Genomic DNA, 11722 nt, shown 5'->3' with positions numbered 1-11722 from the left:
CACTGCCGCCCGCGATCCGTCATACCGATCCGCACCCATGGGTGCGACTTCGGATGACGGATGCGGGCGGCAGTCAGTTGATGGGGTGCTCGACCACCGACAGGAACCGCTGGCGGACATCCGCGTCACCGACGACCGACAGCTCGCTCTCGTCGCCGCGGTGCCACAGCCAGGCGTCGAGGGCGCCCGCCGGGCCGTCGATGACGACGTCAGGCTCGATCTCCTCGGGCGGCTCGACGACGTGGAAGTCCTCCTCGTCGACGATCTCGTCCCCGCTGTCGGGAGCGGTGCCGGAAAACAGCCCGAGCTGCACCCAGACCTCGTCACCGGTGTCGGTGCAGTCGACGCGTGCGTAGTGGGGGAGGGGCTCCCACGATCCCCAGGGCGGGCACCCGCCGTACATCTCCGACAGCACCTCGTGCACGCCGTCGGCAGCCAGCTCGGCGGGCAGCTCGGACGTCGTGCCGGCCGCGAGCTCGGCGTCGAGGCGGTGGATGAGCGCCTCGTGGGCCTGCCTCCTCAGGATGAAGCCGACGGTGTGGTCCTCCGACCACGTCCACGCCTCGTCCTTCGGTGACACGCCCTCGAGCGCGTCCGCCAGGGCGGTGCTCCAGCGGTCGAAGGCGGCCAGCAGATCGCCGTACGCCGCCGGCCGCTCGGGCTCGAGGGCCTCGTCGACCTCGGCGGGCCGATCCACCACGACCGTGCTCCAGAACCACTGGACGGTCGTGAGGTGCCACAGCAGGTCCGCCGCCGACCAGTCGGGGCAGGTGGGCACCCGCACGTCCGGGTCGCAGTCGGCGAGCACCGAACGGAAGCGGGCGGACTCGACGCGGATGTGTTCGAGGTAGGTCTCGGGGCTCAGGAGAGTCATGACTTCAACCTAGGGCGTGAGACACCGCGACACTCCTCAGCGCCCCCACCACCGCCGCCGGCCGAGCGGTGCCACCTCGTGGCCGAGGGCGAGTCGCAGCGTCCGCAGGAGCGACGGGTCGCCGGACTCGGTGACCAGCGAGGGGTCGTGGGTCCGGGCGAAGAGCCAGGGCAGCAAGGTCGACGCTGGGGCCGAGACCTGCGCTCCCACCGGAGCCTGGTCGGTGAGGCGCAGCGTGCCGTCGAGGTCGGACTCGGCGACGAGCACCGTCCAGGAGTCCCCGGTGTCGGTGCTGGTCAAGGACACGCCGCTGGGCAGCCATGCCGCCTGGTCGCCGTCGTCCAGGTGGGCGAGCTGCTGGGCGATGCCGTCGGCCGCGGCGTCCGCGGGGATCGGCGTCACGGCCATCCCGGCGGACTCTTCCGCGTCACGCGAGTGCATGACGGTCTCGAGCGCCATCAGCCTGGCCACCCGGACGGCCGGCGCCTGCTCGCCGAAGTAGCAGACGGGCTCGTCAGGTCCGGCCTGTCGCAGGGCCTCGACCAGCTGGTGGTTCGTGACGTCCAGGAGGTCGAGGCGGTCCGCGTGGGCGGCCGGGACCGAGACGCCCTCGAAGCCCTCGCCGAAGTCGTGGGGACGGTGGCTGACCAGCCAGCCCCAGATGTCGTTCATCTCGATCAGGTGGGTGAGGAGCTCCCCGGCCCGCCAGTCGGGGCAGCCGGGGACCGGCGCCGACGGATCGGTTCGTCTCATGGCGCCGACGACGCGCATGGTGTCGTGGGCGATCAAGTCGAGATACTGGGCGAAGGAGAGCACGGCCGAACCCTAGTAGCGGATGAACATACGAGGTGTTGTATAGTCATGCACATGCCTGATTCCTTCTCGATCGCCGTCGCCGGCGCCAGTGGCTACGCCGGGGGCGAGGTGCTGCGCCTGCTGCTCGGCCATCCCCACGCTCGGATCGGCACGCTGAGCGCCGGGAGCAACGCCGGCCAACGACTGGGGAGCCTGCAGCCCCACCTGCTGCCGCTGGCCGACCGCGTCCTCGAGCCCACCACGCTGGAGACCCTGTCGGGACACGACGTGGTCTTCCTCGGCCTGCCGCACGGCCAGTCGGCCGAGATCGCCGCCGCGCTCGGTGACGACACCGTGGTCATCGACTGCGGAGCCGACTTCCGCCTGACCGACGCCGCGCAGTGGGAGAAGTTCTACGGCGGCCAGCACGCCGGGTCGTGGCCCTACGGCCTGCCCGAGCTCGCCGACCAGCGCACCCGGCTCGCCGGCGCTCGCCGCATCGCCGTGCCCGGGTGCTATCCCACCGTCTCGACGCTCGCGATCGCCCCCGCGCTCGGCGCCGGTCTCGTCGAGCCCGACGTGGCCGTTGTCGCCGCCAGCGGGCTGAGCGGAGCGGGCAAGTCGCTCAAGCCCCACCTGCTCGGCAGCGAGTCGATGGGCAACGCCAGCGCCTACGGCGTCGGCGGCGTCCACCGGCACACGCCCGAGATCACGCAGAACCTCTCGCTCGTCCACGACGGGCAGGTCCGGGTCAGCTTCACCCCGATGCTGGTGCCGATGTCGCGCGGCATCCTGGCGACCGTCTCCGCGCCGCTGGCCGGCGACGTGACGCAGGAGCAGGCGCGGGCGGCCTACGCCGCGGCGTACGACCACGAGCCCTTCATCCACCTGCTGCCCGAGGGCCAGTGGCCGCAGACGAAGGCGGTCGTCGGCTCCAACGCGGTGCACGTCCAGGTCGCTGTCGACGAGACGGCCGGTCGGCTGGTCGCCGTGGCCGCCATCGACAATCTCACCAAGGGCACCGCCGGTGCCGCTGTGCAATGCATGAACCTCGCCCTCGGCCTCGACGAGACCACCGGCCTTTCCACGATCGGACTCGCACCATGACTGAGCAGACCACACCCGAGACCAGCGGTCCCACCCTGACGCTGCTCCAGTTCCCCGAGAAGCTCGCGATCGTGCGGCTCGGCCCCGGCGCGGAGATGCCCAAGTGGGCCGAGAGCGCGAGCCTCTTCTCGATGACCGCCACGGCCACCGAGACGAGCGTCATCTGCGCGACCCGGACGATCCCGACCAAGACGCCGCACATCGGCCCCCTGACCGCCTTCCAGGTGCAGGGAACGCTCGACCCCGACGCGGTCGGCATCCTGGCGGGCCTGCTCGTCCCGCTCGCAGAGGCGGAGGTCCCCGTCTACACGCTGTCCACCTTCGACACCGACTGGATCATGGTCCGGCTCGTCGACGGGGAGAAGGCGACCGAGGCCTGGCGACGACGAGGTCACACCGTGATCGCCGCCGTCCCCGCCAAGCCCACCAGGGCTCCTCGTTCCCAGGGAAAGACGAAGACCAAGAAATGACCATCACCCACCCCGCCGGATTCACCGCCGCCGGCGTCGCCGCCGGCCTCAAGTCGACCGGCGCGAAGGATCTCGCCCTCGTCGTCAACCACGGCCCCACCTTCGACTCCGCGAGCGTCTTCACCGCCAACCGCTGCAAGGCCAACCCGATCCTGTGGAGCCAAGAGGTCGTCAAGGACGGCACGGTCAAGGCCGTGGTCCTGAACTCCGGCGGCGCCAACTGCTACACCGGCGCCGACGGCTTCCAGACCACCCACGCGGTCGCCGAGAAGGTCGCCGACCTCGTCGGCATCGGTGCCGTCGACGTCGTCGTCTGCTCGACCGGCCTGATCGGTCTCGCCAACGACCGCGACGACCTCCTCGCCGGCGTCGAGAGTGCGTACGCCGCCCTGTCGGCCGACGGCGGAGCGTCCGCCGCCGAGGCGATCATGACCACCGACTCCGTGGCCAAGAACGTCGTCGTCGAGGGCGCAGGCTGGTCCATCGGCGGCATGGCGAAGGGCGCGGGCATGCTCGCCCCGGCGCTCGCCACGATGCTCGTGGTGATCACCACCGACGCCGTGGTGCCGGCGGCCGACCTCGACGCCGCCCTGCGCGCGGCGACCCGGGTCAGCTTCGACCGCCTCGACTCCGACGGCTGCATGTCGACCAACGACACGGTGACCGTGCTCGCCAGTGGTGCCAGCGGCATCACCCCGACGCCGGAGGACTTCACCGCCGCCCTGACCCAGGTCTGCACCGACCTCGCGATGCAGCTGCTCAAGGACGCCGAGGGCGCTGACCACGAGATCGCGATCACCACCCTCAACGCCGCGTCCGAGGACGACGCCGTCGAGGTGGGTCGCAGCGTCGCCCGCAGCAACCTGTTCAAGGCCGCCGTCTTCGGCAACGACGCCAACTGGGGCCGGGTGCTCGCCAGCATCGGCACCACCCAGGCTGCCTTCGACCCCGCCGACCTCGACGTCGCGATGAACGGCGTCTGGGTCTGCCGGAAATCGACCCCGGCCGAGGACCCCGCAGGCGTCGACCTGACCGGGCGCGAGGTCACCGTCACCATCGACCTGAAGGCCGGCGACGCCCGGGCGACGGTGTGGACCAACGACCTGACCCATGCCTACGTCCACGAGAACAGCGCCTACAGCTCATGACGGGGAAGTGCTCATGAAGACCGACGCCAAGACCCTGGCCGCGGCGCTGCCGTGGCTGAAGCAGTACCACGGCAAGACGATCGTGGTGAAGTACGGCGGCAACGCCATGACCAACGACGTGCTGAAGAAGGCGTTCGCCGAGGACATCGCGTTCCTGCGCTTCGCCGGCTTCAAGCCCGTCGTCGTGCACGGCGGCGGCCCCCAGATCTCCGCCATGCTCAAGCGCCTCGACATCACCTCGGAGTTCCGCGGCGGCCTGCGGGTCACCACGCCCGAGGCGATGGACGTCGTCCGCATGGTGCTGGTCGGGCAGGTGCAGCGCGAGCTCGTCGGCCTGATCAACCAGCACGGCCCCCTCGCCGTCGGCCTGTCCGGCGAGGACGCCGGTCTGTTCACAGCCACCGCGACCAACACCATCGTCGACGGCGAGGAGGTCGACCTCGGGCTCGTGGGCGAGGTCGCCCACGTTCGTCCCGAGGCCGTCGAGGACCTCGTCGCGGCCGGCCGGATCCCGGTGATCTCCAGCGTCGCTCCCGACATCGACGGCCTGGTCCACAACGTCAACGCCGACACCGCCGCGGCGGCCCTCGCCATCGCGCTGGGTGCCGAGAAGCTCCTCGTCCTCACCGACGTGGAGGGGCTCTACCTCGACTACGGCAACTCCGACGACGTCATCCAGGAGATCAGCCCCGAGGCGCTGGGGGAGATGCTGCCCTCCCTCGACGCCGGCATGGTGCCGAAGATGACCGCTTGCCACCAGGCCGTCACCAACGGCGTGCCGCGCGCCACCGTCATCGACGGGCGCGAGCCCCACGCCGTACTCCTCGAGATCTTCACCGACGAGGGCGTCGGCACCCAGGTGCTGCCCGGTGTCGCGACCAAGCTGCGCAAGGCCCTGTCAGCCCAAGGAGACCCGTCATGACGTGGCAGGAGCGCTACCGCTCCGCGCTGATGAACACCTTCGGCACGCCCAAGCTGCTGCTCACCCGAGGCGAGGGCGCGCACGTCTGGGACGCCGACGGTCGGGAGTACGTCGACTTCCTCGGCGGCATCGCCGTCAACTCCCTCGGCCACGCCCACCCCGCCGTCGTCGAGGCCGTCACCACGCAGCTCGGGACGCTGGGCCACGTGTCCAACTTCTTCGCCTCCGAGCCGCAGCTCGCCCTCGCGGAGCGCCTGCTCTCGCTGCTCGGCGCCCAGGGACACGTCTTCTTCTCCAACTCCGGCACCGAGGCCAACGAAGCGGCGTTCAAGCTGACCCGCCGCACCGGCCGCACCCACATCGTCGCCACCGAGGGGGCGTTCCACGGGCGCACGATGGGCGCGCTCGCGCTCACCTCCAAGGCCGCCTACCGCGAGCCCTTCGAGCCGTTGCCCGGCGACGTCACCTTCGTCCCGTACGGCGACGCAGCGGCCCTCGCAGCGGCCGTGACCGACGAGACGGCCGCCGTTGTGCTCGAACCCATCCAGGGCGAGGCGGGCGTGCGCGTGCCGCCGGCCGGCTACCTCGCAGCCGCCCGGCAGGCCTGCGACGAGCACGGCGCGCTGCTGTGGCTCGACGAGATCCAGACCGGCGTCGGCCGCACCGGCGCGTGGTTCGCCCACCAGCTGCCGGACGCGCAGGGCGTGACCCCCGACATCGTCACCCTGGCCAAGGGCCTCGGCGGCGGCATCCCGATCGGCGCGACCATCGGCCTCGGCCGTGCCGGTGCGCTGCTCGAGCCCGGCAACCACGGCACCACGTTCGGCGGAAACCCGGTCGCGTGCGCGGCCGCGCTCGCCGTCCTCGACACGATCGAGAAGGACGGCCTCCTCGACCACGTCAACGCGCTCGGCAAGACCCTGCGCGACGGCCTCGTGGAACCACGCGTCTCCGAGATCCGCGGTGAGGGCCTGATGATCGGCCTCGAGCTGACCGTGGACGCGCCATCGGTCGTCGCGTCCGCGCAGACCGCCGGTTTCATCCTCAACGCGACGACGCCGTCGTCGATCCGACTGGTGCCGCCGTTGGTGCTGACCGACGACGACGCTCACAGCCTGATCGACGCCTGGGCGGCGATCCTCGACGCGAGCGAGGTGTCCGCGTGACCCGCCACCTCCTGGCCGACGACGACCTGACCCCGGCCGAGCAGGCCGAGGTGCTCGCCCTCGCCGCCGAGATGAAGAAGGACCCCTACGGGCCCAAGCCGTTGGCCGGCCCGAAGACGGTCGCGCTCGTGTTCGACCGTCCGACGCTGCGCACCCAGGTCTCGTTCACGGCCGGCATCGCCGAGCTCGGCGGCAACCCGATGACGGTCGACGGCGGGCTCGCGGCGATGGGCTCGCGGGAGTCGGTCGAGGACGTCGCGCGCGTGCTCGGTCGCCAGGCGTCCGCCATCGTCTGGCGCACCGCCCACCAGTCCGACCTCGCGACGATGGCCACCTACGGCCGGGTCCCGGTCGTCAACGCGCTGACCGACGACTTCCACCCCTGCCAGCTGCTCGCCGACCTGATGACCGTGCAGGAGCGCCTCGGCACCCTGGCCGGCACCCGCGTCGCCTTCGTCGGCGACGGCGCCTGCAACATGGGCAACTCCTGGGTGCTCGCCGGTGCCACGGCCGGCCTTCACGTCACCGTCGCCTCGCCCGCCGGCTTCGAGCCGGCCGCCGACGTCGTCGAGCGGGCCCGCAAGATCGCCGCCGACACAGGTGGCAGCGTCGAGATCAGCCACGACCCCGTGGCTGCCGTGGCCGGCGCGCAGGTCGTCGTCACCGACACCTGGGTGTCGATGGGTCGCGAGGAGGAGGCCGCCGATCGTGCGCGGCTCTTCGCGCCGTACGCCGTCACGAGCGAGCTGCTGGCGAAGGCCGAGCCCGACGCCATGGTGCTGCACTGCCTGCCGGCCTACCGCGGCAAGGAGATCAGCGCCGAGGTGATCGACGGCCCGCAGAGCGCCGTGTGGGATGAGGCCGAGAACCGCCGGCACGCGCAGAAGGCAGTGCTCGCGTGGCTGCTCGCGCAGGGGGAGGACGACCGATGAGCTCCTCCGCCGTCAGCCCCATGACCAAGAACGCGCGTCACCAGCGAATCATCGACCTGGTCACCAACCACGCCGTGCGCTCCCAGACCGAGCTGGCCGAGCTGCTCGCCCAGCACGACGTGCACGTCACCCAGGCCACGCTCAGTCGTGACCTGGTCGAGCTCGACGCGGTCAAGGTGCGCAGTCCCGAGGGGGCGCTCGTCTACGCCGTACCCGCCGAGGGCGGCGACCGCAGCCCGACCGGCGGCCGCGAGTCGTCCGGTGCCCGCGAGCGGCTCGCGCGCCTGTGCGCGGAGCTGCTCGTCAGCGCCGACGCGAGCGCCAACCTCGTCGTGCTGCGCACGCCGCCCGGCGCGGCCCAGTTCCTGGCCAGTGCCTTCGACAAGGCCGACCTCGGCGACGTGCTCGGCACGATCGCGGGGGACGACACTGTCCTGGTCATCGGTCGCGATCCATCCGGCGGCGAAGCCCTCGCGCGCCGGTTCCTCGAATTCGCCAATCACCACACTGCAAAGGATGACCACTAAGTGAGCAAGGTCCTCACCTCCCTTCCCCTCGGCGAGCGCGTCGGCATCGCCTTCTCGGGCGGCCTCGACACCTCCGTGGCCGTCGCCTGGATGCGCGAGAAGGGTGCCGTCCCGTGCACCTACACCGCCGACATCGGCCAGGCCGACGAGCCCGACATCTCCGGTGTGCCCGGCCGTGCCAAGCAGTACGGCGCCGAGATCGCTCGCGCCGTCGACTGCCGCGCCTCGCTCGTCGAGGAGGGGCTGGCCGCCCTCGCGTGCGGCGCCTTCCACATCCGCTCGGGTGGCCGCGCCTACTTCAACACCACCCCGCTCGGACGGGCCGTCACCGGCATGATGCTGGTGCGTGCGATGCACGACGACGGCGTCGACATCTGGGGCGACGGCTCGACCTTCAAGGGCAACGACATCGAGCGCTTCTACCGCTACGGGCTCCTGGCCAACCCCGAGCTGCGCATCTACAAGCCGTGGCTCGACGCCGACTTCGTGCACGAGCTGGGCGGTCGCACCGAGATGAGCCAGTGGCTCACCGAGCGCGACCTGCCCTACCGCGACAGCAAGGAGAAGGCCTACTCCACCGACGCCAACATCTGGGGCGCCACCCACGAGGCCAAGACCCTCGAGCACCTCGACGTCTCCCTGGAGACCGTCGAGCCGATCATGGGCGTGAAGTTCTGGGACCCCTCCGTCGCGATCGAGACCGAGGACGTGACGATCCGCTTCGACCAGGGCCGCCCCGTCGAGATCAACGGTCAGTCGTACGCCGATGCCGTGCAGCTGGTCCTGAAGGCGAACGAGATCGGTGGCCGCCACGGGCTCGGCATGTCCGACCAGATCGAGAACCGGATCATCGAGGCCAAGTCACGTGGCATCTACGAGGCGCCGGGCATGGCCCTGCTCTGGATCGCCTACGAGCGGTTGCTCAACGCCGTGCACAACGAGGACACGATCGCCAACTACCACTACGAGGGCCGCCGCCTGGGTCGCCTGCTCTACGAGGGCCGCTGGCTCGACCCGCAGGCGCTGATGATGCGCGAGGCGATCCAGCGCTGGGTGGCCTCCCTCGTCACGGGCGTGGTGACGATCCGGCTGCGTCGCGGCGAGGACTACACGGTGCTCGCCACCGACGGTCCGGCGTTCTCGTACCACCCCGACAAGCTGTCGATGGAACGCACCGACAACGCAGTCTTCGGTCCGACCGACCGCATCGGGCAGCTGACGATGCGCAACCTCGACATCGCCGACTCGCGCGCCAAACTCGAGCTCTACGCCAGCCAGCCGCAGGACCAGGGCCACGTGCTCGTCGAGAACGGCAACCTATTCGGCGAGATCGAGCCCGGGGGAGCCGACCGCATCGCCCGTGCAGACGGCAGCGACGAGCTCGACGACGAGGCCCTCGACAGCGCCGCCATGGAGCTCGGGACCGACTGATGGGGGAGCTCAGCACGACCAACGAGGGCAAGCTCTGGGGCGGTCGCTTCGAGGGCGGTCCGTCGCCCGAGCTGGAGGCGCTCTCGAGGTCGACGCACTTCGACTGGCGGCTCGCGCTCTACGACATCGCCGGCTCGCACGCCCACGCCAAGGCGCTCGGTGCGGCCGGGCTGCTGACGGCCGACGAGGAGAACGAGCTGCACCGCGGGCTCGACGTCCTCACCGAGGCGTTCACCTCCGGCCGGCTGCAGCCGTCGCCCTCCGACGAGGACGTCCATGGCGCCCTCGAGCGGCTACTGATCGAGGAGGTCGGGCCCGAGGTGGGCGGCAAGCTGCGCGCCGGGCGCTCGCGCAACGACCAGATCGCCACCCTGTTCCGGTGCTACCTGCTCGACCACGGCCGGGTGGTGGCCGACCTCGTCCTCGGGCTCGTCGAGGCGCTGGCCGCCCAGGCCGAGACCCACCTCGGCGCGATCATGCCGGGGCGCACGCACCTCCAGCACGCCCAGCCGGTGCTGCTCTCGCACCACCTGCTGGCGCACGCCTGGGCGCTGCTCCGCGACGTCGACCGGCTGGGGGACTGGCAGGACCGGGTGCGGTCGGACTCGCCGTACGGCTCGGGGGCGCTCGCCGGCCAGAGCCTGGGCCTCGACCCGGAGCTGGTCGCCAGCGAGCTGGGCTTCACCGGCTCGACGGCCAACTCGATCGACGGCACCGCCTCGCGCGACTTCGTCTCGGAGTTCGCCTTCGTGTGTGCGCAGATCGGCATCGACGTCTCCCGGCTCGCCGAGGAGATCATCTTGTGGGCGACCCGGGAGTTCGACTTCGTGACGCTGCACGACTCCTGGTCGACCGGGTCGAGCATCATGCCGCAGAAGAAGAACCCCGACATCGCCGAGCTCGCGCGCGGCAAGTCGGGGCGCCTGGTCGGCAACCTGACGGGCCTGCTCACGACGCTCAAGGCCCTGCCGCTCGCCTACAACCGTGACCTCCAGGAGGACAAGGAGCCGGTTTTCGACTCCCTGGACACCCTCGAGGTGCTGCTGCCCGCCTTCACCGGTCAGGTGGCCACGCTGGTCTACAACACCGAGCGGATGGCCGAGCTCGCCCCACAGGGGTTCTCGCTCGCCACCGACATCGCCGAGTGGCTGGTGCGGGAGGGGACACCCTTCCGGATCGCCCATGAGGTCGCCGGCGCCTGTGTGCGTGCGGCCGAGGCCAAGGGCACCGACCTCGACGGGCTCACCGACGAGGAGTTCGCGGCGATCTCGCCCGCCCTCACCTCCCACCTCCGGCTGGTGCTCACTGCTCAGGGCTCCGTGGAGTCCCGCAACGGCCGTGGGGGCACGGCCCCCGAGCGGGTGCGCGAGCAGCTCGCCGAGCTGAAGACCGTGGTCACCGCGCGTCGTGAGCGCCTCCGCTGACCTGACGTCCCGCCTGGCGGGGCCGGTGCTCGAGGTGGCACCGGCCCTGCTGGGCTCGATCCTGCGCAGCGACGACGTCGCCGTACGGATCACGGAGGTCGAGGGCTATGCCGGCCCCGACGACCCGGGCTCGCACTCCTTCCGCGGCCGGACCCCGCGCAACGCGGCGATGTTCGGCCCGCCCGGCCACCTGTACGTCTACTTCACCTACGGCATGCACCACTGCGCCAACGTGGTCGTCGGCCCCGAAGGCACCCCGTCGGGGGTGCTGCTGCGCGCGGGCGAGGTCGTCGAGGGCATCGAGACCGCACGTGTACGGCGCCCCGGAGCTGCCGACCGCGACCTCGCCCGGGGGCCGGCCCGCCTGTGCCGGGCGCTGGCCATCGACCTGGCCGACTACGGAAGCGACCTCGCAACGGGCCGGATCCGGCTCGAGCTGGGGGACACGCCCGATCTCGCAAACATTTCTCGCGGACCCCGTGTGGGCCTGCGAGAAGCCGCAAATGTCCCCTGGCGGTTCTGGTTGGCGGGGGAGCGGTCGGTGTCGCTCTACCGGCCGGCGGTCGTGCGCAAACCACGCGCAGGCCGCTGACCTGCGCAAACAGTGAACTGGCCACCCCGAGTTGGCACGCTCGCCACCTTGGGTCTAATGTTTCACCTGTCGCCGCAAGCGAACGCCGAACTTCGGGCCGAGAGGCCAAACAAGTTGGCTACAGCCGCGTCCGACACCTGATCGGTTCAGCCCAGTTTGACGGGCAGGACCAAGACGGGTAAGTTTTTGCAGGTTGTCTCCAAGACAAGTCCGGCTCAGCCGGAGGCGCTTGGGTGACTCTGATGTTTGAGAACTCAACAGTGTGTCATAGTCGACGAATTAGTTTGTTTTGCCCCGTCACCGTGACTTGATTCTGGCCTTTTGGTTGGGGTTG

The 11722-nt window shown here is 70.8% G+C and carries 12 protein-coding genes; 10 read left to right on the top strand and 2 right to left on the bottom strand.

All coding sequences use genetic code 11. The features are described 5' to 3' along the window. Positions 1–73 precede the first annotated feature (73 nt). Together C9J87_RS15125 and C9J87_RS15120 are read right to left on the bottom strand one after the other, a co-directional pair. Positions 74–874 carry a maleylpyruvate isomerase family mycothiol-dependent enzyme gene (locus C9J87_RS15125; protein WP_010834701.1) on the bottom strand — a complete coding sequence of 267 codons (801 nt, stop codon included), beginning with the start codon at positions 872–874 and terminating at the stop codon, positions 74–76. A gap of 36 nt (positions 875–910) precedes the next feature. Continuing rightward, on the bottom strand, positions 911–1690 hold the full coding sequence (locus tag C9J87_RS15120; protein ID WP_010834702.1) for a maleylpyruvate isomerase N-terminal domain-containing protein: 780 nt from the start codon (positions 1688–1690) through the stop codon (positions 911–913). Positions 1691–1735: 45 nt separating this feature from the next. Here C9J87_RS15120 and argC point away from each other — a divergent pair, with 45 nt between their 5' ends. Genes argC through C9J87_RS15070 form a run of 10 tightly spaced genes read left to right on the top strand, consistent with a single transcriptional unit; the run spans position 1736 to position 11388 of the window. Next, a complete protein-coding gene (gene argC / locus C9J87_RS15115; protein WP_010834703.1) occupies positions 1736–2776 on the top strand; it encodes an N-acetyl-gamma-glutamyl-phosphate reductase in 1041 nt (346 codons plus the stop codon). Continuing rightward, positions 2773–3246 (top strand): ACT domain-containing protein, encoded by a 474-nt coding sequence (locus tag C9J87_RS15110; RefSeq protein WP_010834704.1) that lies wholly within the window; start codon positions 2773–2775, stop codon positions 3244–3246. The genes argC and C9J87_RS15110 overlap by 4 nt, the downstream gene beginning before the upstream one ends. Next, positions 3243–4394: a bifunctional glutamate N-acetyltransferase/amino-acid acetyltransferase ArgJ gene (argJ, locus tag C9J87_RS15105; RefSeq protein WP_107705945.1), complete on the top strand. Its 1152-nt coding sequence runs from the start codon at positions 3243–3245 to the stop codon at positions 4392–4394. The genes C9J87_RS15110 and argJ overlap by 4 nt, the downstream gene beginning before the upstream one ends. A gap of 13 nt (positions 4395–4407) precedes the next feature. After that, entirely contained in the window at positions 4408–5316 is a 909-nt protein-coding gene (gene argB, locus C9J87_RS15100) for an acetylglutamate kinase (RefSeq protein WP_010834706.1), read from the top strand. Further along, the gene (locus C9J87_RS15095) at positions 5313–6482 is read left to right on the top strand and encodes an acetylornithine transaminase (RefSeq protein ID WP_010834707.1); all 1170 of its coding nucleotides are present in this window, start codon (positions 5313–5315) and stop codon (positions 6480–6482) included. The genes argB and C9J87_RS15095 overlap by 4 nt, the downstream gene beginning before the upstream one ends. Beyond that, the gene (argF, locus tag C9J87_RS15090; RefSeq protein WP_010834708.1) at positions 6479–7414 is read left to right on the top strand and encodes an ornithine carbamoyltransferase; all 936 of its coding nucleotides are present in this window, start codon (positions 6479–6481) and stop codon (positions 7412–7414) included. The genes C9J87_RS15095 and argF overlap by 4 nt, the downstream gene beginning before the upstream one ends. Then, positions 7411–7941, top strand: a complete 531-nt coding sequence (locus C9J87_RS15085; protein ID WP_010834709.1) for an arginine repressor — start codon at positions 7411–7413, stop codon at positions 7939–7941. Before argF ends, C9J87_RS15085 begins: the two co-directional genes overlap by 4 nt. Next, positions 7942–9372, top strand: a complete 1431-nt coding sequence (argG, locus tag C9J87_RS15080; protein ID WP_107705944.1) for an argininosuccinate synthase — start codon at positions 7942–7944, stop codon at positions 9370–9372. Next, on the top strand, positions 9372–10796 hold the full coding sequence (gene argH, locus C9J87_RS15075) for an argininosuccinate lyase (RefSeq protein WP_010834711.1): 1425 nt from the start codon (positions 9372–9374) through the stop codon (positions 10794–10796). The genes argG and argH overlap by 1 nt, the downstream gene beginning before the upstream one ends. Continuing rightward, a complete protein-coding gene (locus tag C9J87_RS15070; RefSeq protein WP_036491494.1) occupies positions 10780–11388 on the top strand; it encodes a DNA-3-methyladenine glycosylase in 609 nt (202 codons plus the stop codon). The genes argH and C9J87_RS15070 overlap by 17 nt, the downstream gene beginning before the upstream one ends. Positions 11389–11722 lie beyond the last annotated feature (334 nt).

Origin of the sequence: Nocardioides allogilvus (genome assembly GCF_003047285.1) — a bacterium.
Lineage (GTDB): Bacteria > Actinomycetota > Actinomycetes > Propionibacteriales > Nocardioidaceae > Nocardioides > Nocardioides allogilvus.
The sequence above is the reverse complement of the archived record's forward strand: the minus strand, read 5'-3'. Positions and strand labels throughout refer to the sequence as shown.

Excerpts from the sequence above, each read along its gene's own strand:
- C9J87_RS15125 (WP_010834701.1), bottom strand. The coding sequence starts at position 874 with ATGACTCTCCTGAGCCCCGAGACCTACCTCGAACACATCCGCGTCGAG.
- argC (WP_010834703.1), top strand. The coding sequence starts at position 1,736 with ATGCACATGCCTGATTCCTTCTCGATCGCCGTCGCCGGCGCCAGTGGC.
- C9J87_RS15110 (WP_010834704.1), top strand. The coding sequence starts at position 2,773 with ATGACTGAGCAGACCACACCCGAGACCAGCGGTCCCACCCTGACGCTG.
- argJ (WP_107705945.1), top strand. The coding sequence starts at position 3,243 with ATGACCATCACCCACCCCGCCGGATTCACCGCCGCCGGCGTCGCCGCC.
- argB (WP_010834706.1), top strand. The coding sequence starts at position 4,408 with ATGAAGACCGACGCCAAGACCCTGGCCGCGGCGCTGCCGTGGCTGAAG.
- C9J87_RS15095 (WP_010834707.1), top strand. The coding sequence starts at position 5,313 with ATGACGTGGCAGGAGCGCTACCGCTCCGCGCTGATGAACACCTTCGGC.
- C9J87_RS15085 (WP_010834709.1), top strand. The coding sequence starts at position 7,411 with ATGAGCTCCTCCGCCGTCAGCCCCATGACCAAGAACGCGCGTCACCAG.
- argH (WP_010834711.1), top strand. The coding sequence starts at position 9,372 with ATGGGGGAGCTCAGCACGACCAACGAGGGCAAGCTCTGGGGCGGTCGC.